At 65.1% G+C, this 24,746-nt stretch carries 19 protein-coding genes; 7 read left to right on the top strand and 12 right to left on the bottom strand.

Annotated features, from left to right (window positions below):
- Nucleotides 1-3 precede the first annotated feature (3 nt).
- Genes ACEE23_RS08135 through ACEE23_RS08115 form a run of 5 tightly spaced genes read right to left on the bottom strand, consistent with a single transcriptional unit; the run spans nt 4 to nt 7,394 of the window.
- Nucleotides 4-765 (bottom strand): hypothetical protein, encoded by a 762-nt coding sequence (locus ACEE23_RS08135; RefSeq protein WP_368521592.1) that lies wholly within the window; start codon nt 763-765, stop codon nt 4-6.
- On the bottom strand, nt 765-1,670 hold the full coding sequence (locus ACEE23_RS08130; protein WP_368521591.1) for a hypothetical protein: 906 nt from the start codon (nt 1,668-1,670) through the stop codon (nt 765-767). Before ACEE23_RS08130 ends, ACEE23_RS08135 begins: the two co-directional genes overlap by 1 nt.
- Nucleotides 1,654-3,645 carry a hypothetical protein gene (locus ACEE23_RS08125; RefSeq protein WP_448872072.1) on the bottom strand — a complete coding sequence of 664 codons (1,992 nt, stop codon included), beginning with the start codon at nt 3,643-3,645 and terminating at the stop codon, nt 1,654-1,656. The genes ACEE23_RS08130 and ACEE23_RS08125 overlap by 17 nt, the downstream gene beginning before the upstream one ends.
- Nucleotides 3,645-4,616, bottom strand: a complete 972-nt coding sequence (locus ACEE23_RS08120; RefSeq protein ID WP_448872074.1) for a PD-(D/E)XK motif protein — start codon at nt 4,614-4,616, stop codon at nt 3,645-3,647. Before ACEE23_RS08120 ends, ACEE23_RS08125 begins: the two co-directional genes overlap by 1 nt.
- Nucleotides 4,617-7,394 carry a Z1 domain-containing protein gene (locus ACEE23_RS08115; RefSeq protein ID WP_368521588.1) on the bottom strand — a complete coding sequence of 926 codons (2,778 nt, stop codon included), beginning with the start codon at nt 7,392-7,394 and terminating at the stop codon, nt 4,617-4,619.
- Between the two features lie 226 nt (nt 7,395-7,620).
- Between ACEE23_RS08115 and ACEE23_RS08110 the strand changes: the two genes are divergently transcribed.
- Nucleotides 7,621-8,421, top strand: a complete 801-nt coding sequence (locus ACEE23_RS08110; protein WP_368521587.1) for a (S)-acetoin forming diacetyl reductase — start codon at nt 7,621-7,623, stop codon at nt 8,419-8,421.
- Here ACEE23_RS08110 and rbsD read toward each other — a convergent pair.
- From rbsD to ACEE23_RS08080, 6 genes are all read right to left on the bottom strand, one after another.
- A complete protein-coding gene (gene rbsD / locus ACEE23_RS08105; protein WP_070769273.1) occupies nt 8,418-8,792 on the bottom strand; it encodes a D-ribose pyranase in 375 nt (124 codons plus the stop codon). The genes ACEE23_RS08110 and rbsD overlap by 4 nt on opposite strands.
- 3 nt (nt 8,793-8,795) lie before the next feature.
- On the bottom strand, nt 8,796-9,740 hold the full coding sequence (locus ACEE23_RS08100; RefSeq protein ID WP_368520125.1) for a ribokinase: 945 nt from the start codon (nt 9,738-9,740) through the stop codon (nt 8,796-8,798).
- Nucleotides 9,740-10,675 carry a D-ribose ABC transporter substrate-binding protein gene (locus ACEE23_RS08095; protein ID WP_368520126.1) on the bottom strand — a complete coding sequence of 312 codons (936 nt, stop codon included), beginning with the start codon at nt 10,673-10,675 and terminating at the stop codon, nt 9,740-9,742. Before ACEE23_RS08095 ends, ACEE23_RS08100 begins: the two co-directional genes overlap by 1 nt.
- Before the next feature lie 75 nt (nt 10,676-10,750).
- Nucleotides 10,751-11,665: an ABC transporter permease gene (locus tag ACEE23_RS08090; protein ID WP_448872094.1), complete on the bottom strand. Its 915-nt coding sequence runs from the start codon at nt 11,663-11,665 to the stop codon at nt 10,751-10,753.
- Nucleotides 11,666-11,742: 77 nt separating this feature from the next.
- Nucleotides 11,743-13,275 carry a sugar ABC transporter ATP-binding protein gene (locus tag ACEE23_RS08085; protein WP_448872077.1) on the bottom strand — a complete coding sequence of 511 codons (1,533 nt, stop codon included), beginning with the start codon at nt 13,273-13,275 and terminating at the stop codon, nt 11,743-11,745.
- Complete coding sequence (locus tag ACEE23_RS08080) at nt 13,272-14,282, bottom strand: LacI family DNA-binding transcriptional regulator (RefSeq protein ID WP_448872079.1); 1,011 nt, start codon at nt 14,280-14,282, stop codon at nt 13,272-13,274. The genes ACEE23_RS08085 and ACEE23_RS08080 overlap by 4 nt, the downstream gene beginning before the upstream one ends.
- Before the next feature lie 167 nt (nt 14,283-14,449).
- On the opposite strand from ACEE23_RS08080, the gene ACEE23_RS08075 reads away from it, so the two are divergent.
- The gene (locus ACEE23_RS08075; RefSeq protein ID WP_448872081.1) at nt 14,450-14,980 is read left to right on the top strand and encodes a gluconokinase; all 531 of its coding nucleotides are present in this window, start codon (nt 14,450-14,452) and stop codon (nt 14,978-14,980) included.
- 79 nt (nt 14,981-15,059) lie between these two features.
- Here the strand turns inward: ACEE23_RS08075 and ACEE23_RS08070 are convergent, their stop codons facing one another.
- Nucleotides 15,060-16,454, bottom strand: a complete 1,395-nt coding sequence (locus ACEE23_RS08070) for a GntP family permease (RefSeq protein ID WP_448872096.1) — start codon at nt 16,452-16,454, stop codon at nt 15,060-15,062.
- 263 nt (nt 16,455-16,717) lie between these two features.
- Here ACEE23_RS08070 and ACEE23_RS08065 point away from each other — a divergent pair, with 263 nt between their 5' ends.
- The 5 genes from ACEE23_RS08065 to ACEE23_RS08045 all read left to right on the top strand — a co-directional run bounded on the left by ACEE23_RS08065 (nt 16,718) and on the right by ACEE23_RS08045 (nt 24,331).
- The gene (locus ACEE23_RS08065) at nt 16,718-17,602 is read left to right on the top strand and encodes a PTS sugar transporter subunit IIA (RefSeq protein ID WP_368520130.1); all 885 of its coding nucleotides are present in this window, start codon (nt 16,718-16,720) and stop codon (nt 17,600-17,602) included.
- A 4-nt stretch (nt 17,603-17,606) separates the two neighbouring features.
- Nucleotides 17,607-19,169 carry a PTS ascorbate transporter subunit IIC gene (locus ACEE23_RS08060; RefSeq protein ID WP_448872083.1) on the top strand — a complete coding sequence of 521 codons (1,563 nt, stop codon included), beginning with the start codon at nt 17,607-17,609 and terminating at the stop codon, nt 19,167-19,169.
- 59 nt (nt 19,170-19,228) lie between these two features.
- On the top strand, nt 19,229-21,991 hold the full coding sequence (locus tag ACEE23_RS08055) for an FAD-binding and (Fe-S)-binding domain-containing protein (protein WP_448872085.1): 2,763 nt from the start codon (nt 19,229-19,231) through the stop codon (nt 21,989-21,991).
- A gap of 61 nt (nt 21,992-22,052) precedes the next feature.
- Nucleotides 22,053-23,240: an amidohydrolase gene (locus tag ACEE23_RS08050; RefSeq protein ID WP_448872087.1), complete on the top strand. Its 1,188-nt coding sequence runs from the start codon at nt 22,053-22,055 to the stop codon at nt 23,238-23,240.
- 80 nt (nt 23,241-23,320) lie between these two features.
- Nucleotides 23,321-24,331 (top strand): HNH endonuclease signature motif containing protein, encoded by a 1,011-nt coding sequence (locus tag ACEE23_RS08045; protein WP_448872089.1) that lies wholly within the window; start codon nt 23,321-23,323, stop codon nt 24,329-24,331.
- Nucleotides 24,332-24,746: the final 415 nt, after the last annotated feature.

Raw genomic sequence — 24,746 nt, 5'->3', positions numbered from 1 at the left:
CTTCTAACTACTCGACTGGGAGGCGACAAATTGCTCGCACGATTGGCGAGCAATATCGCTAAACAGTGTAGTTAACTCTTCTTCCGTAAAGTATTCGAAGTTCAAAAGGGGTAAGTGCTTGCGAACGTTGAGAGAGATCGCTCGCATCAACTCGGACCGGGGTTGATCATCGAATTCTTTGGCCACGTCCAAGAAAGACTGCGCGATCGCCCGGGCGACGAGAGGATTGCCGGAAAGTCCCGGGCGTTCCATGAGGGCCACGGCCTCGTCCTCACCGAGTTGTCGGTTGAGTTTGCTGCCTAGAGTTACTTCACGCCACCAGAGTTTGCGGAAGACGTTGCGGTCCGTACCGAGCCAACGCTCGAAGGTGAGCTTCTTGGCGTCGTTCGGATAGCGCCATGCCGCGATATCCGGCATGACAACCAGCGTGAGGAAATTCCAGATTTCTCGGTTCGCTGCCTCGGCGGGTAGAAGATCCATTGATTCATCCAGGACTTCGGACACCCTTTGGTCGAAGGTGCGCCGAGCATTCTTAGAGGATTGCCCGGGAAAGCCTTGTGCCTGGGCAACTGCCAGAACTTTCGAGCGCAGCTCTTGGAGTTCCTGGCGGGTCACGAAGCCCGTGGCTACTGCGTCGTGGAAGGCCATCTCATGGTCGAAAGCTACCAAGGACTGAATGTCGTTGATGCTTTCCATGTTGTTCATCTCGGTGATGATGGTGATGGCTACGGCATCCGTAAGGCGCGGATAGTAGGAGATTGCCATTATTTGAGCTCCTGGAAAATAAAGGCTTGAACTGTCGCGGTTAAGCGCGAGAAATCATTGGGAATCTCGCTAATGGATTCCCCGGGGAAGAGGGCGTGGGCCAAGTTGAAGATCGTTTCCGCGGTAGAACCGGGGAACAATGCATCCTCTTGGATTTCTGCATATTCGGGCAGTTCGCTGCACCGCAGCAAGAGCTGGGTCAAGATATCGCTTTGCAGGTGGGCCTCCCACAAGGCTTTCTCTTTCGCCGGCGCCTTTTCCAGCATCCGCAAGCTCAGTGGGTTGTTCGTGTTAATGAACACGCGAATGCCAGCCTGCACCGGAATCAGCAGGGAACCATCGATCTGGATACGCCATGGCGCGTGAGCCGGCTCGATGACCTGTTCCTTGAAGTCAACCGGAGTGATCGTCATCTGCGCGGCGTCGCCTTCTAGGCGGGCTCGGTAAACCGCGCTGCTCCACATGCGGGCACCGCGTTGCTCGGCGGTAATCGCATTGTTCAGCGGCGCACCGGGGCGTTCGAGGCTGATTAGGATCTGGCACTGCAGTTCCCCGCCGAGGAGCAGGTTATCCATCTCGAAAGATACCGAGTTAGACCCATCTTTCAAGGGGAGCGCGGGACTCGCGCCCTTCTGCTTCGTCTTGCCACAGAACCAGTACAGCTGGCTATGGAAGACAGGCTTCTGCGTAGCCTCGGCGGACGGGTCGAAGCCACATGCCTTAGTGAACTCGTTCAAGTCCACGTCAAAGGCTGCTTGGACTTCCACCTCCGACTCGTAGTTCCAGTGGGTAGCGCTGGGGTCGGATTCCTCATACTGGTCGCCGTCGATAAAGAAATCGAGGTTGAGGAGATCAACGGCCTCCTGAGGAGGGCGAAGGTAACCAAAACTAGTTTGCTTCGACATCGTCGGCCTCCTCTTCGTCCGCGCCAATCTGGTATTCGAAGTCAGTGTTCAGGGAGACTGCTGTGTTAACCGGCTGGTAGACCTTCACGTAGAACGTCGTATCGGTCTCACTGAGAACCTTCCTTGTCCAATCGGAGTCAGTCTCGATCAGAAGCTCGGACTCGCCGGCGTCGCTCGCGATGGATTGGATATAGGGCGTGTCAGCACCCACCTCCACGAGTCTGTCGAAGATGTTGCCCCTGTCGGAGTCGACGGTTGGCTTGAAGAAGATCTCGGCCGGAAGCAGACGCTTCGGCACGGAGACATCTACCTTGAAGGTACAAATGGTCTGGCCGTCGATGTTTTCCAAGCCGGCGACCGTGATATCCGTCGAAGCCTTGTTCCGCGACTGCGTCGGCTTCCCAGTGGGCCTTTTCTTTGGCTGCTTGAACTTCGTGCGGACGCCCGAACCGCCTTGCGCGTTGGCGATGAGTGAGCCGAACGAATCCGCCAGCTGCGACGTGGCTTTGAAGTGTCGGGCCTTGGAAGCGTTGGGGCCGGCCAGCTCGATTTTCCACGTCAGTTCCTTGAGCCGGGTCTGGAAGACCCGGACAGGGTTATTAGTGCTCTTCCAGAACTCGCGGAGCAAGTCGTAATCGTGCGCGATCGTCTCCGGGTTCCACTGGTGGTGAGCAGCTGGTTCGCTGCGCGCGAAGATCTTGTCGGCTTCGGGATCGGCGACGAACACACCGCAGTAGGCAGCACCGTCCGGGGAGACGGAAGCTGGGTAGTACTCGACAACCATCCGCGGATTACGGATCGTGGCGATGTGGTGGGAGATAGTCTCCTCCACGATGGTTTCGGATTCCTCGACTGGCGAATGCAGGTTGATAGTGGACAAGATTCCGAGAGTTTTCTTCGGTTTCTTGCCGGCCAAAGTAGTAATTCGACCGCGGAAGTGCTTGTCCCACTCGTTGACCGTGGGGTTCTGCGCACTGATTGCTTCGACGTATGCCTCGACGAATTTCGAGAGGGCCTTGTCAGATTGCGGGTTCACCAACGGAATTTCCGAGCCGTTGTGGTTTACCCGGAATTCAATCGGATCCAGACCGGTGTCAATGGAGAGCATATGCGGCCACGCCCACCGAGTCAGCGAGCGCGAGATTTGCTGCATGACGGTCTCTGTCGCAGACCCGTCACTGGGGACGGGCGCGTCCGTCGACATGTCCGGACTGAGGATCATGATGGACGTGCCTGAGGGGCGGTCCTCGCTGAAGTACGTATCCAGACCAAGGCGTTCCGCTAGGGCATCGGCGTGCTCCCCGACGAAGGGTTCGGCGAACTCAGTGTGGTCCTTCCCCGTGTCTTCGAAGGCGCGCTCGCCCCACCAGTGACGGCCCGTGTAGGCCACGCCGTTGTGGTGGAAATCGTCCGAGTTGGCCATGGCAATAAGGCGGCTTACTGGGCGATTGTTCTCGTCAACCGTGCGGGTATAGACGACAATCGTGTTCGCTTCGCTCACGATATAGAAGACGCCTTTGCCAAAGCCGTAGGTACCGCCGGCCAGCTCCTTGGAGTCACTGCGGCCGATGTTGCGCACGAAAGAGTTGAAATCGGTAGGCCCCTGGGAAGCACTGGTAGCACGGCTGGGGCCGCGCAGCCCGTAGGTGCCGGCGTCGCTGACGCACAGGACCGAAAGGGAATCTACCCGGAAGGCATTTTCCAGGCTCGGGATGCCGATGAAGTCGTTGCCGAAAACATCATTGCGCAGGGTAGTTACTTGGTCGGGCTCGAGATCGCGGTAGTCGATAGCGAAGGTGACGCCGTCGTCATGTGAGGTCTGATCGCGAGCGTCCCAGCTATTTTGTAGGGTCTCGCGGGTGAACATGTCCCACGCGGATAGAGACTGGCTCTTCATAGTCCGCGTGACGGAGTTCGCATAGACGTCGCCGGATGGGTCGAACGGCTTTTTATGGTGGAAAGGGGCAGTAGTCATTAGATAAGAGTCGTGTCCTCGTGACCGGGTAAGGACTTGGGGTCGGAAAGATCTAGAGTGAACTGGAGATTAGCGATCCGGTTTTCGGCTTTTTCTAGATTAACGTGCGGAAACTCGTCGGTGACCTCAAACTGGAACGCGTCGATTGAATTGAAAGAGAAAAACGCTTCCGGCTCTCGGAGCGAGGCGTAATCAATTCCGAGATTATGCAGCTTCTGCCACAGCAAATCCACTTTCATCTGCGGATGCTCGGCAAGCTTCTTCACGAGTACCGGGACCGACAGTGCGCCGTCCGGGTCTCGCTGGTAGCGGCGAAACACGAGATGCAGTGACTTATCCTGGGTTCGCTCTAGCTGCGTTGCGCCATGGATGGTGGTCTGCATGTGGTTGACGGACGCGGCTGCCTTGCACTCAATCGAATACTCGGGGAATTCGAAGTCGTGTTGGGCATTTTCTGGGCCTACCCAGCGATCAATGGCCAAATGGTTGCCTTCGTCCAGGAGCTTATTGAGGACCTCGAGCTCGCAGAGTAGTCCCAGTTGTTCCTCCAAGGAAAGAGAACGAAGGGGAGCGGGAGAGAAGAACCTCCGCCACCGCGACAACAGCGCAGCGACATCCGCGATGGCGGCATTTGGCGTGGTGTCCAGGTACGCCAAGACTTCGTCGGCAAAGACGTAGAACATCTCGACCTGCGAGGGGTCGTGGAGATCGAGATTCGCATACTTCGAGCCACGGTGGTCCGACCCCTTAAGGTTCAGCAACGAAAGGTGGATAGCCTTGCTGCGCGTATCGGCACTGAAGTATTCCACCTCATGCGGGGTAAGAGGGATCACTAGCCCGATGCGACCGTCAGGAAACGAGCAACAGCTAACTTCCCCTGCCTCGACGAAAACTCCTGAACCGAACAAAGTCAGGTCGTCGCTTTCAGAGATCGTCCGGAACAGGCTTTTTGCGTTGGACAACTGCGCCATTTATTCGGCCTCCTGCTCGGGGATAGCGTCGAGCTCTTCTTCAGCTTCCTGGATCCGCTGGTAGGTTTCCTCGTCTCGATACTCGGGTGCCTGGACGTAATTTACCTCGGCTTCCGGACCAGACGAGGTCGGGAAGAAGATACCGAGACCGATGGGCACGTCCACGGCGTCGAGATCCTTGCGTCGGTAACTCGGGCTGATCAATTGGCCAGCCTTGGCGCCAGACTTGTGTACGTAGTCCTCCGGCTGGGAGGTCTTCGACTGCGGGTCAATGGCGTAAAGCACGAGGTGCGCGATGTCGGAACCGCGGTAATCCTCTTGGACCTGGAGATAGGCGTACTCTGCTGCGCTGTCATTGTCCTTACGGATCTTCTTCACGGCGTCATTGCGCTGCTGCGAGTCGATTTCCAAGGAATTCAAGCGATCGAGCGGGCCCACCAGGGTCTTGATATTGGCGACTTCGGGCTTGGAGTTGAGCGTCATCTGGGAACGGGTGACGAGGTTCAGCGGCTGCTCGAGGCCCAACTCGATGTTGTGCGATGCGGAAGAGTCAGAAGGCTTCTTACCGTAGAAGGAGATATCCCACCTGCGGATGGAACCAGACTCGTGCTCGCCGCTGATGTACTTGCGCAAAAGCTCCGCGTTGTTCTTGCCCAGATCGGACTCTTCGTAGATGGTGTACCGGTCTAGGAAGTCCTCAATCACGGAGGGTTCTGCCTCCCGGAACACTGAGGTGCCGTTGGGCTTCTGGTCTTCTTGTAAGCCGGCTTGCTTCAGATCGTTAACAAGCCCACGCGCGGCGTCAATGTTGTTCTGGAGCCAGGCGGAGTTCTTGTGGCGGAACAGGATTGTTTGGACCTTCTGGCCCGAATAGCTGATGTTTGCAGGGCGCGAGGCCTGCTGCTTCGCGCGTGCGGTGACCAGCATAGAGGGGTGGGTGCGGATGCGCGCCTGGAAATCAAGGGGAGTGATGCCCTCGCGGGCGTAGCGGGATAGGTCGGAACGCAGGTCGGCTTCCACGAGCGCTAGGTCCCGGAACCAGCCTTCGAGTTCCTCAGTCATCCAGATACGCGGCAGGTCTTCGTAGCCCTTGCGGAAACCGAACCAGCGACCCATCTGCAGCAGCGTGTCATACGCCGTCGCGTTACGAATGAAGTAGCTGGACACGAGCCCTTCGAGCGTGAGTCCACGGGCCAGGGTATTGCCGCCGACAGCGATGACGGTCTGCGGTTCATCTTCAGAGTAGGACAGTCGCTCGTCGGATACCCCGTTGTCCATGATGACCTTGACTTCATCCATGACCTGCGGCAGGTACTGGGCGACTTCCTCGAAGGGCTGGTGAGAGGTGGTCCCCGCAGAGTCGGTGACTAGCTGTACTTCCTTGATTTCAGTTTCCCAGAGCTTACGGAAATCCTCTCGGTTCTTTCCGGAGTTGAAGTGGGTCTTTAAGATGCGCACGTGCTCATCGAGAATGTCTCGGAGCATCTCGTGGGCAACCGTCCTTACTGCGGTGTGGACGAGCATGGAAGAGTGCTTGGACTCTCCGTCGCGGGCCCGGCGGGCTGCGGTTGCTAGGAAGAACCACTTGATTGCGGTATCCAGGGAGTCAGAGACGTACGGCTCCCATTCGCTCAGCGCGTCTTTACGGGTAGGAGCTTGCGTGGCCGGAACCTCTTCCTCAGGGATGGTCCGGATCATGTTCAGACCGTCGTGGACCTCGTCGTCTTCACCGTGCAAGAGAGAGCGACCGAAGACGTCCTCCGTGCCGAAGTAGCCCTTGGGCTTGGGTAGAACGTGGATGAAGTCCTTGGGGTAGATATCGTCCGAGACGTTCGGGTCCACCAGAATATTGGCGAACGGGGTGGCGGTATAGGCCACGTAGGCGGTCTTGCGGTTACGCAGGAGCTGCCGGATCTGCGCGTTGATCTTGGAAGCCTCTTCCTTGGCGGAAGAGGAGACGTTGATGCTGGCCTGATCCGACTCGTCGTCGATAATCAGGATCGGCGTCTCGTTGGTCACCTTGCCACCGCTCTGCAGGTATTCATTCAGCGAGCGCAGGATGTGGCCGTTTTTCTTGACGATCGCGATGGAACGCATCTCTTTGCTGGAGAGAATGGTCTGCGCGTTCTGGAGGTTGGCCTTGGCCCGGGCCGCGTCGAAATCGTTGTCCTGATCCGTCAGACGGTGCCAGTTCTGATCATCAATGAGCTGTTCGTCTAGGCGCTCTTGGGTTTGCTTGCGCAGGTTGTCGGTCATACCGGCGAGGACGATGATGAGGCGGTAACCGACGTCGGCAGCCTTGGCGATAAGTGAGATGAAGTTGGTGGTTTTGCCACTCTGGACGTAGCCGAGGACCAAGCCGCGTACGTCGAATTCATCCTCTCCCGGAGGACGCAGGGACGCCAGAACCGTACCGGATGCGGCATCGACCTCTTCGAGGGCGTCGCCTAGCTTCGGGCGCAGAATCTCCCGGACGTGGGGCCAGTAGACATGGTGCTCTTCGTCGACTCCGGCGTACCAAGTGCCGTGGTCGCGTTCATTGGTGAGAAGAGTGTCCATGGGGGCGTACCTCGCGACGCGCCCTACCGACATGAGGTAACGGCTCTGGGCTTCCTCGAGGATGTCCTCTGGCGGTGCGGCGTACGGGTTTCGACGAATCAATTCGGCGATCGCCGGGATTGAGTAGCCCGAGTTAGATTGTCTACGGAACTCTTCGACGAAATACTCGATGTCGCTTTCGCGCTTCTGGTCCTCGATGTTCAAAAGCTGGCCTTTCATCGGTGGAAACTTGTATCAAAAACTATACCGGTGACAGGGGACACTAGAACTAGATAAATTCGAACAAAAAGACCCAAAAACAATCGGACATAGGGTTAATTTCATGAGAAATGCCTGTTCGTAGCTAATGTTGATGCCGTTTTTGCTGGTGCGGAGTAGGCTAATGGATGAGCACATTCAGAAGTTTACGTTGGATTCCAACGTGCTGGACTTAAGGAGAAAACCAATGTCTGCTCAAGCTACGGAACGCGTAGAAAACGGCAAGGTCGCCCTGATGATCGGCGGCGGCCAGGGAATCGGTGAGGCGGCCATCAAGCGCCTGCACCGGGATGGCTTCCGCGTCGCGGTGGGGGACCTGAACCTGGACACCGCGCAGAAGGTCGCTGAGGACCTGGGCGGCGAGGCCGCCGGTGCCATCGCCATCGAGGTCAACGCGGCGGACGGGGACTCGGTCTACGCGGCGGTGGACCAGACCGTGGAGAAGCTCGGCGGCTTCGACGTCATCGTCAACAACGCCGGCATCGCGCCGCAGATCGATATCCTCGACGTGACCGAAAAGGACATCGACACCATCTACGACATCAACGTCAAGGGTGTCATCTGGGGCATCCAGGCCGCGGCGAAGAAGCTGCGCGAGCTGGGCCACGGCGGCAAGATCATCAACGCCGCCTCCCAGGCCGGTGTGAAGGGCAACCCGGGTATCCCGCTGTACACCTCCACCAAGTTCGCCATCCGTGGCCTGACCCAGACCACGGCCCAGGACCTGGCTGACGACGGCATCACCGTCAACGCCTACGCCCCGGGCATCGTCCGCACCCCGCTGATGGAAAAGCTCGCCCAGGACCTGGCGAAGAGCAACAACCAGCCGGAGGAGTGGGGCTGGGAGCAGTTCACCAAGAACATCACGCTCAAGCGCCTGTCCGAGGTTGAGGACGTCGCCAAGGCGATTTCCTTCCTGGCCGGCGAGGACTCGGACTACGTCACCGGCCAGACCCTAGTGGTCGACGGCGGCATGGTCTTCCACTAAAAGGCGACGCCACTGCGGAAAATCGCATTAGCAAACGGGGTAGTCTCCCCGGTGCGCACGATGAACCGGCACTCCGCGAGCCGGTTCTTCAGTGTTTCGTGAGTGGTCTCCCGGACGGGCACGTTCGGGAGTAGCTCGCGGATTTCGCGTGGGGTGCTGTCGGCAATCGCGACGGCCTCCACGACCACCTCGTTGAGGATGGCTCGGGCGACGTCCGCGAAGCTCGGCACGCCGAAGACGAGGCTCAAATCGATGACCTTCACGCCGTCCGGCAGCGGCAGGCCGCAGTCGCCGATGGCGAAGGTATCGGTGTGGCCCAGGCGGCTAATCGCCCAGGTCAGCTCGGGGTTCAAAATTCCTTGTTTACGCATGTTTTAAACCTGTGGTAGTTCCGCGTCCAAGCCGGGGTAGGACGGCTGGGCGCCAGCAGAAAGGGCAGCAAAAGCGCCGACGCGGGCGGCGTGCCGGGCGGCATCGTTAAGCGATGCCCCGGCCAGCAGCCGGGCCACCAGCGCGCCCGTGAAGGCGTCGCCGGCGCCGGTGGTATCCACCGCGTGGATGCGCGGGGTGGGGATATCCGTCAGGCCGGAACCATCACCCACCAGGGCGCCCTGGGCGCCGAGGGTGAGCACGACGCTGTTAAAGCCGACCTCCAGCAGCGCCTGGACCAAATCGTGCGGGTCCGCCGAGGCTACCGGCGCGCCCAGCTGGGCCAGGACCAGGTCGGCCTCGTGCTCGTTGACCACCAGCGGGTCCGCGCGCAGCAGGCTGTCCCGGTCGACCTCAATGACCGGCGCCAGGTTGACCACCAGCCGGTGGGCGTGCCGGGCGGCCGCCGCGAAACCTTCCGCGGGGATTTCGCCCTGCAGCAGGACGATGTCGGCTGCCGCCACCGCGGAGGAGTGCGCGTCGACGTAGCCGCCGTCCACGGTGGCGTTCGCGCCGGGGATGACCACGATGGTGTTCTCCCCGTCCGCGCTGACCGTGATGACCGCCAGGCCCGTCGTCGTGGAGGAGCGGGTCGCGACGTGCTCCAGGTTCACTCCGCTGCTGTGCAGGTGGCTCATCGCCGGGGCGGAGTAGGGGTCGTCGCCGACCGCGCCGACGAAGTCCACGTGCGCGCCCTGCAGCGCGGCGGCCACGGCCTGGTTGGCGCCCTTGCCGCCGGCCAGGATGCCGCCGCCGCTGCCCAGGAGGGTCTCGCCCGGGTGCGGGTGACGGTCCACGCCCACCATGAGGTCGGCGTTGATGGAGCCCACGACGGCCAGACGGCCGGGCTGGGCGGACGCGGTGGACGGGGTGCTGGTCGGTTCAGTCATTATTTGTACTCAGCTACGTTCTGCTCGGTGACGGTGACAACTTCGACCGGGATTTCGGCTTCCGGGTCCTCGCCGTTCAGGATAGCAGCGGCCTGCTCCACGGCCTTGGCGCCGAGCTCGTCCGGCAGCTGCGCGATGGTGCCTGCCAGGGTGCCGTCCTCGATGGCCTTGATGCCGTCCTCGGTGCCGTCGAAGCCGAAGACCTTGACCTCCTTGCCGGCCTTCGCGCCCAGGGCCTCGATGGCGCCGAGGGCCATCTCGTCGTTCTCGGCGAAGACGGCCTTGACATTCGGGTGGGCCTGCAGCAGGTTGGTGGTCACGTTCAGGCCCTCGGTGCGGTCGAAGTTCGCGGTCTGCTTGGCCGCGACCTTGATCTTCGGGTACTTCTTCAGACCCTTTTCGAAGCCCTCGCCGCGGTCGCGGGAGGCCGAGGAGCCGGAGATGCCCTGCAGGACGAGGATCTCGCCCTCCTCGCCGATGGACTTAGCCAGCGCGTCGGCAGCCTGCTCGCCGCCGGCGACGTTATCGGAGGCCACAAAGGAGGCGACCTCACCGGCATTCGAGGAGCGGTCCACCGCCACGACCGGGATGTCCGCGGCGTTGAGCGACTGGACGGCCGAGCCCACGGCGTCGGAGTCGGTCGGGTTGACAATCACCACACCCGCGCCGGAGGTCTCCGCGTTCTTCAGCTGGTTGGTCTGGGTGGACGCGTCGTCGGAGGCGTCCTGGACGTCCAGGTTGATGCCCAGCTCGTCGGCCTTTTCCTGGGCGCCGTCGCGCAGCTCGACGAAGAAGGGGTTGGTCTGGGTCGACAGCGCCAGGGTGACGTTCTCGCTGGCGGCCTCGCCGCGGTTGCAGGCGGCAACGGACAGCGTCAGCGCGGCGACGGAGGCCACGGCCAGGGACTTGCGGATAAGGGTCCGGGATGCAGACATGAGGTTTTCCTTTACTTCTTCTGCGGCGACGGCGGGGTGTATTCCCGCGCGCCGCCGGGGGGAGGGGGAGAGTATTTAGTTAGCGGTCTTGTTACGGATGACGTCGAAGCCCACGGCCAGGGCGATGACCAGGCCGATGACAATCTGCTGCCAGAAGGAGGAGACGTTGAGCAGGTTCAGCCCGTTGCGGATGACGGCCAGCAGCAGCGCGCCGACCAGGGTGCCGGTGGCCTTGCCGGCGCCGCCGGCTAGCGATGCCCCACCGATGACCACCGCCGCAATCGCGTCCAGCTCGTAGCCCACGCCCGCCTGCGGCTGCGCCGTGGTCAGCCGGCCGGCCATGACCAGGCCGGACAGGGCGGCGAAGAGGCCGGACAGGCCGAAGACGGCGACCTGGATCTGGCGGACCGGCAGGCCGGACAGGCGCGCGGCCTCCAGGTTGCCGCCGATGGCGTACATGGAACGCCCTAGCACGGTGCGCTCCAGGATGAACCAGCACACCAGGCCGGCGATGACCATCATGACGATCGGGATGGGAACCCCGGCCACGGTCGAGCCCATCCAGTTGACGGCGTCGGCGGTCGGCATCGGCGAGCCCTGGGAGATGACCAGGGTGGCGCCGCGGGCGATCGACATCATGGCCAGGGTGGCGATGAACGACGGGATCTTGCCCCAGGCCGTCGCCATGCCGCAGATGACGCCGGCCAGCAGGCCGGTGAGCAGGCCGAGGATGAGCGTGACCCAGCCCGGCAGGCCGGTGTTGACGAAGAAGGAGGCCGAGACCATTGCGCCCAGGGCGGCGACGGAGCCCACCGACAGGTCGATGCCGGCGGTGATGATGACAAAGGTCATGCCGAAGGCCAGGATGGCCACGGTGGCGGCCTGGATGCCGATGTTGACCAGGTTGTTGACGGTCAAAAAGTGCGGGGTGGCGATAAACAGCGCCACGCACAGGACGATGAGGCCGACAAGCGCGCCGTTGTTCATCATCCAGTTGGATACCCGGTGCCAGCGGCTCGGGCCCGACGGGGCGCCGGCGGGCGCGCTGGCGGCGGTAGCGGTGGTGGTCATGAGGCGATCTCCTCAAAGTCGTGGGGGTTTTCGGTAATCGTGCTGGTGACGTTGGATACGGCGAGGGTCATGACCTCGTCCTGGGTGGCGGTCGGCGGCAGCTCGCCGGCGATCTTCCCGCCGGAGGCCACCAGCACCCGGTCGGACATGCCCAGCACCTCCGGCAGGTCGGAGGAGGCCATCAGGACGGCCCCGCCGGCGGCGGTGACCTCGTTGATGATGCGGTAGATCTCCACCTTCGCGCCGACGTCGACGCCGCGGGTGGGCTCGTCGAGCAGCAGCACGCGGGAGCCGGCCAGCACCCAGCGGCCGAAGACGGCCTTTTGCTGGTTGCCGCCGGACAGGTCCCGGATGGGCTGGTCGATGTCGGCCATGCGGATGCGCAGCTTCTCGGCCACCTCGCGGGCGCGGGCCTTCTGGCCGCGCCGGTCGGCGAGCCCGGCCTTGCTGGTCTTATTCAGTGTCGCCAGGCCGAGGTTCTCGCCGATGGTGGCGTCCAGGATGAGCGCCTGGGACTTGCGGTCCTCGGGCACGTGCCCGATGCCGGCGCGGATGGCGGCGGCGATATCGCCCAGCTTGAGCTTTTTCCCGGCCACGCGGACCTCGCCGGAATCTACCTTGTCCGCGCCGGCGATGGCCCGGATGATCTCCGTGCGGCCGGCGCCGACCAGCCCGGCCAAGCCGACGACCTCGCCGGCGTGAACGTCGAAGCTAACGTCCGAGAAGCTGCCCTGCGTGCTGAGGTTTCGCACGCTGAGCAGGGCCTTACCGGCCGCCTCCGCCTCGCGCGGGTACTGGTTGTCGATGTCGCGGCCGACCATCAGGCGGACCAGCTCGGCCTCCGGGGTGTCCGGGCCGACCTCGGCGACGACGTTGCCGTCGCGCAGCACGGAGATGGAATCCGCGATCCGGGCCAGCTCCTCCAGGTGGTGGGAGATAAAGACCATCCCGACGCCCTTGGCGCGCAGGTCCTCCACCACGGCGAAGAGCTGGTCGATTTCCTTGCCGGTCAGCGCGGCGGTGGGCTCGTCCAGGATGAGCAAGCGCGCGTTCATCGACAGCGCCTTGGCGATCTCCACCAGCTGCTGGCGGGCGATGCCCAGCTCGCCGACCGGCGTGTCCAGGTTGACGTCCAGGCCGATAAGCCGCAGGGCGGCGGCCGCCTCGTTGCGCAGGAATTTCTTGTTGACTAGGCCGAAGCGCGAGGGCGTGCGGCCCAGCATGATGTTTTCGGCCACGGACATCGTCGGCACCAGGTTGAGCTCCTGGTGGATGGTGGCAATGCCCAGCGCCTCCGCCGCCTTCGTGTTCGGCAGCTGGACCTCGGCGCCGTCGACGAGGACGCGGCCGGTATCCGGCTGGTAGACGCCCGACATCATCTTGATGAGCGTCGACTTGCCGGCGCCGTTCTCGCCCAGCAGCGCGTGCACCTGGCCCGCGCGCACGTCGAGGCTGACGTCGCGGATGACGTTGACGGGTCCGAAGGATTTGTTGATTCCTTCCAGCCGCATGATGACCGGGTGGTTCATCGCGGCACCTCCTGGAGATAGTGTTCGGTCGATTGACGGGTGATAAGCCGGGTCGGCAGGGTCACGTCCGGCGGGGACATGCCGGACAGGGCGGCGACGAGGGTATCGGCGGCGCGGTAGCCCAGCTGGGTCACGTCCTGGTCGATGACGGTCAGCGGCGTGGGCTGGACCCGCATATAGTCCAGGTCGTCGAAGCCCACCAGCGCCAGCTGCTTACCGATGCGCACCCGCTCCCGGTGGCAGTACTCCAGCGCGCCGAGGGTCATCATGGAATCGCCCGCGATGACCGCCGTGCACCCGGCCTCCCACAGCTCGCGCGTGCCCGCGATGCCCTGCGAGACCTCGAAGCCGCCCTGGTAGACGTGCTCGCCGCCGATGCCGAGGCGGTCTACCGCCGCACTAAAGGCCGCCCGGCGCTCCGCGCCGGTGGACAGCTCCTCCGGGCCGGCCAGGTAGCCGATGCGCCGGTGCCCGCGCGCGTAGAGCAGCTCCACCGCCGCCGAAATCCCCGGCTCCGGGTTGGAGACCACCGTCGGCAGGTCGGATCCGGCAAGGGAGCGGTCGATGAGCACGACCGGCGTGCCGGCCGCCTTGACCGCGCCGAGCAGGGAGAGCGCGTCCGCGGTGGGGACGACCAGCATGCCGTCGACGTTCTGCTGCGACAGCGTGGTCACCGCGTTGCGCAAGAGGTTCGAGTCCTCCGAGTAGGAGGTGATGATGGTGGCCAGCCCGTTGGCGGTCGCGCGGGCCTGGACCGCGTCGGCCATGGTGGCGAAGTAGGGGTTGAGCAGTGTCGGGATGACCAGGCCCAGCGTGTAGGTGCGCGCGGTGCGCAGCCCGCGGGCCTGGATATTCGGGTGGTAGTTGAGCGCCTGGGCCGCCCGCTCCACGCGCTGGCGCGTGGCCGCGGAGATGGAGTCCTTGCCGGCCAGCGCGCGGGAGGCCGTGGACACCGAGACCCCCGCGGCGAGGGCGACGTCTTTCAGGTTGGCGCTGTGGGCAGGCATGGTAGGGGCGGACCTTCTTCCCGGTCGGAGGGGGAGGGGTGCAAACGATTGCTGCAAACGTTTGCATTGTGGTTTGCGGCTAAATTTACGACGTTTGACCGCGCCCCGTCAAGTGCCCCTGCTCACCTTTTGCTGGCCGCGCAGGTAGCGCCACTAAACTCGGGAGAATGACAAAGAGTTCCTACCACGTCGTCATCATGGGTGTTTCCGGCTCCGGCAAGACCACCGTCGGCCACAACGTCGCGGCGCTGACCGGCCACGCCTACCGCGACGGCGACGACATGCACCCGGCCGAGAACATCGCCAAGATGTCCGCGGGCACCCCGCTCAACGATGCCGACCGCTGGCCCTGGCTCACCGCCATCGGCACCTGGCTGGCCGCCCAGCCCGCGGGCACCATGGTCGGCTGTTCCGCGCTCAAGCGCTCCTACCGCGATCTCCTGCGCGAGCACTGTCCCGATGTCATTTTCGTGCACGTGGCCGGGGAATTCGACGTGCTGGCCGAGCGCATGCAGCACCGCGCCGGCCACTTCATGCCGGCCTCGCTGCTGCAGTCCCAGTTCGACACCCTCGAACCGCTAGAAGCCGACGAGGCCGGCGCCGTCTTCGATGTCGACCAGCCGGAAGAAGAAATCGCCCGCCAGGTGGCGGACTACCTCACCACCGGAGTCGGAGAAGGCTTACGCAGCCAGGCATAACGTCGCGCCCGAGCCGCGGGCCCCAGCCGGCCCGCGAGAATTCCGCGGCACCCCCGAGCCGCGATTACAATCCGGCTCGCTAGAAGGCCGCGGCGACCCCGAAGAGCACCAGCGCGAAGACGAAGCCGATCACGCTGATGAGCATCTGGTTGACGGTCCAGGTGCGCAGCGTGGTGGCCACGTCCATGCCCATCAGGCGGCCGACCAGCCAGAAGCCCGAGTCGTTGACGTGGCTGCCGAAGACCGAGCCCGCCGCCGTCGCCAGCACGATGAGCGCGAGCTGGACCTCGTTGAAGCCGCCGGCCTCGACCGCCGGGACCATCAGCGCGGCGGCCGTGGTCAGCGCGACCGTCGCCGAGCCCTGCGCCAGGCGCAGCGCCACCGCGATGAGGTAGCAGGCCAAAATCACCGGGATACCGATGCCCGACAGCGAATCCGCCAGCGCATCCCCGATGCCGGAGGTGCGCAGCACCCCGCCGAACATGCCGCCGGCGCCGGTAATGAGTACCACCGAGCAGATCGGCCCCAGGGAGGACTCCATCGCCTTTTCCATCGCGTTCTTGTCCACCCCGCGGCGCAGGCCCAGGATCGCCATCGCGGCGAAGGTGGTAATCAGCAGCGCGATGGGGGTCTGGCCCACCATGATGAGTACCTGCGCCCAGGTGGCCTCGCCGTCGATTGTGCCGGCCGCCGCCAACGTGTTCAGCCCCGTGTTGCAGAAGATCAGCACCAACGGGATGAGCAGCACGGAAATCACTGCCGCCGGGGAGGCCGGGCGGTGGGGCATCTCCGCTTCCTTCACGGCCGGGCCGGTGAGCATCTCGGTCACGCCGAAGGGGAATTTCTTACCCAGGAAAAGCCCCAGGCGGTAGCCGGAGAAGTACCACGTCGGGATGGCGATCAGCAGGCCGAGCGCCAAAATGAGCCCGATGTCCGCGTTGAAGAACTCCGCGGCCGCGACCGGGCCCGGGTGCGGCGGCAGGAAGACGTGGGTGACCGAGAACGCGCCGGCGGCCGGGATGCCGTAGGCCAGCACCGGGCCGTTGAGCCGGCGCGCCACCGCGAAGATGACGGGCAGCATGACCACCAGGCCGGCGTCGAAGAAGATGGGGAAGCCCATAATCAGCGAGGCGATGCCCAGCGCCAGCGGCGCGCGGTCTTCGCCGAAGCGGGCCACGAGGGCATCGGCGAGCGACTTCGCGCCGCCGGAGGCCTCCACCAGCCGCCCGATCATCGCGCCCAGGCCGACCAAAAGCGCCACCGATGCCAGCGTGCTCCCGAAGCCATCCGTCATCGTCTCGACCACCCCGGCGATGGGCAGCCCCGCCGCCAGCGCAGTCAGCGCCGACACCGTTACCAGCGTGACGAAAGCGTGCACGCGGAAATAGATGACCATCACCAAAATCAGGGCGATGGCTGCCACCGCGATGCCCAACAGCGGGCCCGCGCCCAGCGTCGGCTCCCACGTGTCCATAGTCTCCATTGGACAAACCTCTTTTCCTAGGTGGTTTGTGTAGTTAGGGGGAAGGCTCCGGTCGCCGTGGGCGGGCACGGGGCCAATACCTCAAGTTAACACGCGCACCCCCGCATTCAGGGTGTCGGTGAGCTTGGGAAACAACACACCTGCGGGATTTGCTTTTTGGGTCCGCGGCGTGCCGGTTGCTAAATTCAGGTGTAAATACCGCAGGCCGGCGCCCTAGTTGACGCTGACGGATTCGACAACTGCAAGGAGAAACCATGTCCAAACTAGGAGCCCTACTCGCGCCCGGGGGCGTGGAGCTGGACGCGCCTGCCGCGGACTGGCGCGCCGCTATCACCCGCGCCGGCCGCCTGCTGGAGGCCAGCGGTTCCGCCACCGCCGACTACACCCAGGCGATGATCGAGACCGTGGACAACAACGGGCCCTATATCGTCGTCGCCCCCGGCTTCGCCTTCGCCCACGCGCGGCCCTCGGAGGCGGTCCGCCACACCGCCATCAGCTGGGTGCGCCTGGCCGAGCCGGTCCGCTTCGGCCACGGCACCAACGACCCGGTCACCCTGGTCGTAGCCCTGGCTGCCCGCGACGACTTCGCCCACACCCGCGCCATGAAGGAACTGGCCCGCGTGCTCGGCGATGCCGACAAGCGCGAACTCCTCGACGTCGTCACCTCCGAAGGCCAGCTGCGCAACGTCCTGGACGGCTACGTGCCCACCGCCGCCGCCAACGCCATCGCTATGCGCCGCGAGCGCGAGGCCCGCGAGGCCGAAGAGACCGCGGCGGCCGCCGCAACCGGCGCGGCGGTCCCCGCCGCGCGCCCCGACGGCACGGTCGAGAGCAAGGGCAAGATACTTACCGTCTGCGGCAACGGGCTGGGCACCTCGCTGTTTTTGAAGAACACCCTGGACGGCGTGCTTGACGAGTGGGGCTGGTCGCCGTATTTCACCGTCGAGGCCACCGATACCATCTCCGCGAAGGGGCGCGCCAGCGAGGCCGACGTCCTGCTGACCTCCGGCGAGATCGCCGCCGCCCTGGGCGACGTGGGGGTGCCGGTCTACGTCATCGACAACTTCACCTCCGCCGCGGAGCTCGACCGCGCGCTCCGCGAAATCTACGACATCCCCGCCGCACAGGAAGGCCGGTAAAAACATGAACATCCTGGTAGACGCCGCCAATTTCGTGGTCAATGAGATCCTGGCCGTGCCGGCCTTCCTCATCGGCATCATCACCGCCATCGGGCTGGCCGCGCTGGGCCGCGGCATCGGCCAGGTGCTGGGCGGGGCGATCAAGGCCACGCTCGGCTTCCTGCTCATCAACGCCGGCGCCGGGCTGGTCACCGCCTCCCTGGAGCCACTCGGCGTCATGATCACCGGCGCCACCGGCGCGCACGGGGTAGTGCCGACCAACGAGGCCATCGTGGGCATCGCCCAGCAGCAGTTCGGCAGCCAGGTCGCCTGGGTGATGATCCTGGGCTTCGTGGTCTCCCTGCTGCTGGCCCGGTTCACGCCGCTGCGGTACGTCTTCCTGACCGGCCACCACGTGCTGTTCATGGCCACCCTACTCACGATGGTCTTCGCCCCGGCCGGCTATCCCGCCTGGGTGGTCATCGTCTTCGGCGCCGCCCTGTTGGGCATCCTGATGGTCTCCCTGCCGGCCATCGCGCACCCCTGGACCTGGCGCATTACCGGCGACGACTCCGTGGCCATCGGGCACTTCGGCGCCGCCGGCTACGTCGCCGCCGGCGCGGTGGGCAAGCTGGTCGGCGGCAAGCGCAAGCCTTCCGCCTCCACCGAGCAGCTCCACCTGCCGGAGGGCCTGCGCTTCCTGCGCGATTCCATGGTCGCCACGGCGCTGTCGATGGCGCTGATGTACATCGTGCTCGCCCTGCTGTTCCTGGCCCGCGCCGGCGACGAGGCCTTCACCGCCTTCGAGGACGGCGCGACCGGGGTGGGCAACTACCTCATGCAGTCGCTGACCCAGGGCCTGCAGTTCGGCGTGGCCGTCGCCGTCATCCTCTTCGGCGTGCGCACCATCCTGGGCGAGCTCGTGCCCGCCTTCCAGGGGATTGCCGCCAAGGTCGTGCCCGGCGCCATCCCGGCCCTCGATGCCCCCATCGTCTTCCCATACGCCCAAAACGCCGTCCCGGTCGGCTTCCTGACCTCCTTTGCCGGCGGGCTGGTCGGCCTGGCGGTCCTGTCGCTGTGGCTGGGCCCGGCCTTCGGGGTCGCACTCATCCTCCCCGGCCTCGTCCCGCACTTTTTCACCGGCGGCGCCGCGGGTGTCTACGGCAACGCCACCGGTGGGCGCCGGGGCGCGGCCGCCGGGGGCTTCGTCAACGGCCTGCTCATTACCTTCCTGCCGGCCTTCCTGCTGGGCGTTTTGGGCTCCTTCGGCTCGGCGAACACCACCTTCGGCGACGCCGACTTCGGCTGGTTCGGCATGCTCATCGGCTGGGCGTCCGCGCCCGGCGGGGTAGTGGGACTCGTCCTGGTCGGCCTCGTCGGTTTGGCCGTGCTGGGGCTCGGCTGGTTCTGCCAGGTCCGGCTCGTCGACGCCCACTGGGACCCCACCCCGCACCGCCCCGCGCCAACCGCGCACGACGATGCCGCCGGCGCAGGCGCCGCCACCGATGCCCGCCGCGGCACCTGGCGGCACTACCCGCGTATCACCCCGCCGGCGGGAGCGCCGAAACCACCCGCGCCCCGGAACTAGCCCCGTTCTAACCCCCTCCTTACTTGCGGGGGTGTTCCGGCGGGCGTGCAATTAAAGGCATGAGCCTCGACGTCAATACCGCCCTGATCGATCGCGTGGCCGCGGCCAGCGATGCCTCCCACTTCCTGTTCACCCCACAAGCCGTCATCGAAGCCAAAAACGCCGATGACGTCGCCGCCGCCTTCCGCGCTGGGCGCGCCAACCACATCCCCGTGACCCTGCGCTCCGGCGGCACCTCCCTGGCCGGCCAGTCCGCCGGCGATGGCTACCTGGTGGACGTGCGCAAGCACTTCCGCGGCATCGAGGTCCTCGATGGCGGCGAGCGCGTGCGCGTCCAGCCCGGCGCTACGGTCCGCCAGGTCAACGCCCGCCTGGGGCTCTACGGCCGCAAGCTGGGCCCGGACCCGGCCAGCGAATCCGCCGCCACGATGGGCGGCGTGATCGCCAACAACTCCTCCGGCATGGCCTGCGGCACCGAGCTGAACACCTACCGCACCCTGGAGTCGATGACCCTGGTCCTGCCGTCCGGCACCGTCCTGGACACCGCCCGCCCGGACGCCGACCAGCAGCTGGCCCAGCAGGAGCCGGAGCTTTTCGAGACCCTCCAGCGCCTGCGCCGCCGCGTGGTGGACAACCCGGCCTCGGTGGAGAAAATCACCAAGCACTTCAGCCTGAAAAACACCATGGGCTACGGCCTGAACTCCTTCCTGGACTATGAGACCCCGGCGAAGATCCTGGAGCACCTCATCATCGGCTCGGAGGGCACCCTGGCCTTTATCGCCGAGGCCGTCTTCCGCACCGTGCCGATTGCCCGCCTGACCACCACCTCCGTGGCCGTCTTCCCGGACGTGGACGCCGCCACCCGCAGCCTGCCGGACCTGCTGGATACCGGCGCGGCCACCCTGGAGCTGATGGACTCGGCCTCCATCCGTGTGGGGCGCACCTTCGACAAGGTCCCGGAGGCGATTACCGGCTTCGACGTCGACTCCCAGGCCGCCCTGCTCATCGAGTACCACGCCGACAGCGAGGACGAAATCAACGCCAAGGAGCAGGCCGGCTCGAAGCTGCTGGCCGAGCTCAACCTCCAGTCCCCGGCGCAATTTTCCGCCGATGCCGCCACCCGCACCGCCGCCTGGAACTTCCGCAAGGGCCTCTACGCCCAGGTCGCGGAGGCCCGCCCGTCGGGCACCACGGCGCTGCTGGAGGACATCGTCGTGCCGGTCGCCGACCTAGCGGACGCCTGCGCCGGCCTGCAGGACATCTTCGCCCGCTACTCCTACGACGACGCCGTCATCTTCGGCCACGCCAAGGACGGCAACATCCACTTCCTGCTCACCGACCGCTTCGAAGGCGACGAGGCCATCGGCCGCTTCAACAACTTCAACGAGGACATGGTCTCCCTGGTCCTGGAAGCCGAGGGCAACCTCAAGGCCGAGCACGGCACCGGCCGCGCGATGGCGCCGTATGTGCGCCGCCAGTACGGCGACGAGCTCTACGCCGTCATGCAGGAGCTCAAGCGCGCCTGCGACCCGGGCAACACCATGAACCCGGGCGTCATCCTCGACGACGACCCGGACGCCCACGTCAAAAACATCAAGCTCAACCCGACCGTCGAGGAAGAGATCGACCGCTGCGTGGAGTGCGGCTACTGCGAGCCGGTGTGCCCGTCGCGGGATCTCACGCTCACCCCGCGCCAGCGCATCGTGGTCCGCCGCGCCCGCCAGCGCGCCGAGGAGGCCGGTGATAACGCCACCGTCGCCGAGCTCGACGAGGCCTACCAGTACGAGGGCATCGAGACCTGCGCCGTCGACTCCATGTGCCGCACCGCCTGCCCGGTGGGCATCGACACCGGCAAGTTCATCAAGCGCCTGCGCCGCGAGCAGGCCCAGCCGGTCCTGCAGGCCGGGTGGAAGGCCGCGGCGAAGGGCTGGCCGGTGGTCAGCGAAGGCGCATCGGTGGCGCTGACCGGCGCCCACTTCCTGCCGACCTCCCTGGTCAAGGCCGTCACCGACGTCGGCCGCCGCCTGGTCGGCTCCGACGTCATGCCGCAGTACCAGCCCGAGCTGTCCAAGGGCGGCAAGCCGCGCGCCCGCCTGGGCCGCCGCGTCGGCGACAACCGCGCCGCCGTGACCGGCATCTTCCTGCCCGCCTGCGTGAACACCATGTTCGGCCCGCAGGGCGACGGCCCCGGCGCCACCGATGCCTTCGTCAACCTCCTGGAGCGCGCCGGGCTGGCGCTGGAGGTGCCCGGTGGCATCGACAAGCTCTGCTGCGGCACCCCGTGGTCGTCCAAGGGCCTAAGCGAGGGCCACGACGTGATGGAAAAGCGCGTCGTGGACACCGTCGTGCCGCTGACCGACGGCGGGAAGCTGCCCGTTATCGTCGACGCCTCCAGCTGCACCGCCGGCTTCCGCGACCTGCTGGAAGCCCACGGTGTCACGGTTATCGATGCCATCGCCTTCACCGCCGAGCACATCCTCCCGGCCCTAGATGTTGCCCACCCCGCCGAGTCCGTCACGCTGCACCCGACCTGCTCCGCCTTCCAGCTGGGGCTCATGCCCGACCTGGAAAAGGTCGCCGGGGCCGCCGCGCGCGAGGTCAACGTGCCGACCGCCTGGAACTGCTGCGGCTACGCCGGCGACCGCGGCATGCTCCACCCCGAGCTGACCGCGTCCGCCACCCGCGCCGAGGCCGCCCAGGCCAAGGAATTCGGCGCCCAATACCACGCGTCGACCAACCGCACCTGCGAGCTGGGGCTGACGCGGGCGACCGGCTCCGACTACCACCACATCCTGGAGCTGCTGGACAAGGCCAGCCGCTAGCGCGCGGAGTTTCGGCGTAGGCTGGCTCCGTACGTTCTAGTGAACCGGAAGGAGCCAGCCCATGGCAGTAGGGGACATCGTTAGCGGCTACGACGGGATTCGGGAGAAGCAGGAGGCGCTGTACGTCGACCTGCACCAGCACCCCGAACTCAGCATGGAAGAGGAGCGCACCCGCGGGATCATCGCGGACAAGCTGCGCGAATTCGACTACGACGTCGTGGAGGTCGGCGGCGGTGTCGTCGGCGTCCTAGAAAACGGCGACGGGCCCACCGTGATGCTGCGCGCCGACTTCGATGCCCTGCCCATCCAGGAGGACACCGGCCTCGAGTACGCCTCCACCGTCGACGGCGTCATGCACGCCTGTGGCCACGACTCCCACGTCGCCGCGCTCATGGGCGTGGCCGCCCTCATGAAGGACGCCACGGATGCCTGGTCCGGCACCCTGGAAGTCCTCTTCCAGCCCGGCGAGGAAACCGCCGAGGGCGCACAATCCATGGTGGACGCCGGCGTGGTGGACAAGGTCGCCAAGCCGGACGTCATGCTGGGGCAGCACGTTTTCTGCAGCGTCGTGCCCGCCGGCAGCGTGGCCATCAAGCCGGGCCCGGTGCTCTCGACGGCCACCAGCGTGACCGTCAAGGTCTTCGGCGCCGGCTCCCACGGGTCCATGCCGCACTTAAGCGTCGACCCGGTGGTGCTGGCCAGCTCCATTGTGATGCGCCTGCAGACCATCGTCTCCCGCGAGCTCAACCCGAGCGAGTTCGGCGTGGTCACCGTCGGCTCCGTCCAGGCCGGTTCCAAGGCCAACGTCATCCCCTTCGACGCCACGCTGAAGATCAACATCCGCGCCTACGACGAGGACGTGCGCGACAGGATCATCGCCGCCATCGAGCGGATCGTGAAGGCCGAGTGCGAGGCCGCGCGCTCGCCGAAGGAGCCGGAGTTCAGCTTCTCCGACCGGTACCCGCTCACCGACAACGACGCCGAGGTGACCGCCCGCGTGCGCGAGGCCCTCGAGGAACACCTGGGCAGCGACCGCGTCCAGGACGCCGACCGGTTTACCGCCTCCGAGGACTTCTCCGTGGTCGCCGACGCCTTCGGCACTCCGTACTGCTACTGGATCTTCGGCGGCGGCAAGGAGGGCGAGGAGATGCCGAACCACAGCCCGTTCTTCGCCCCCGTCCAGCAGCCGACGCTGCAGACCGGCACCGAGGCCCTCATCACCGCCGCTTACGCCTGGTTGGGCAAGTAGTTGCCCCGCCCCGGTTGCGGGGTGGTGGGGTCTGCCTTAGTGTGTGGGGCATGACATCGGGGGATTGTTTTTCTAGGTTTGTGGCTGCCGTGACCCAGCCCGGCATTGAGATCGTGGAGGGGGCTTGGCACGCTGACTGGGATGCCGAGCGCGCCGCCGCCGGCTCCGGCCGCGACGAGTTGGAGCGCCTCTTCGATTTGGCCGGGGTGTTTTTCGGCCCGGTCAGGCACGCGGGCCGCCAGCGGCGGGTGCGCGCGAATGCCGCCCGCCACGGGCACTGCCTGCCCGTGCTGGATGTGCTGCGCGGGGTGCTGCGGCGGGTGAAGAACAAAAACGATGCCTGGCGCATCATGGAGGAGCTGTCTGCCCAGCCGGTTGGTGCCCAGGAGATGGCCGCCACGGCCCGCCGCAAAATCCAGGAGGCCCGGCCTGCCCCGACGCCGCAGCCGGGGGTGATCTACCGCCGTTCGGCTGAGGGGTTGTGGTCGATGCGCCTTATCGCCGACGCCGGCCTCGTCGCCGATATCAAAGCCCAAGTCCGCACCGTCGAGGATGCCCGCGCTGTCTTCACCGACGGCGACGGTGATGGTGCTGGTGTCGGCGGTGGGGTGCGCGCGTCGGTGACCACCAACGTGGTACTCAATCTCAAGGATTTCGGGCACTTGGTCGGTGGCAAGGATGCCGCGGATATTACCGTGCAGTTGACCAACGGCGCGGTGATTAGTGGTGCGGAGTTGGTGACCCGGGTGTTTGAGCAGGTCGGCTACGTCGGGGTCTTCGACCCGGTGGCCGGGCCGGTTAATTGTTACCGGGATGAGCGTTTGGCGTCCTGGAAGCAGCGGCGTTTGGCTCTGATGGAGCATCCGGTGTGTGCCTGGCCGGGGTGTTTGGCCGGGGCCGATGAGTGCCAGGTCCATCACCTGCAGTCCTGGGACTCAGGTGGCCCGACGAATGCGGCGAACCTGGCCACGTTGTGTCCGCACCATAATGGTGCCAACGAGGATGGGCCGGGCCCGGCGCAGACTCGGGGCCGGATGGCTAGGGTTGGTGGCCGGGTGGTGTGGATACCGCCCGAACGCGTGCCGGCTTAAATCGCCGGCGTCCCACCCTGCGGCCAAAACTAGCGGCCAGGTCAGCGGCTAACTCGGCAGCAGGCCAGCACCCTGCAGCCAGCCCGGCTGCCAATTTGGCAACGGCAAAATGCGCGCGGTTAGCCCGGCGGGAAACGCGCAGCTAAGCAGCAAGAACACCGCGACAAGAACACGCGAAGAGGCGTCCACGGAACACACCGTGAACGCCCATTCAGCGTGCCTACTCGGCGTACCAAGGTTGTGAGCCTGCGCTGCGCGACTGGGGTGTGCGCCGAGGCGGCGCGCCTAGATTGCGCACCTAGATGGTTCTTACGGAAATCAGTAGGCGGAATCAGTAGTGAGGTTACCCTCGAGTAGTGGACACCCTATTAGTACGGATCTTGTGTCCGTAGGAGAGGATGTTCATTGTGAATTC

This window comes from Corynebacterium sp. 32222D000AT (genome assembly GCF_053546955.1).
Note: the sequence above shows the minus strand (reverse complement) of the source record. Positions and strands in the feature narration are given on the sequence as shown.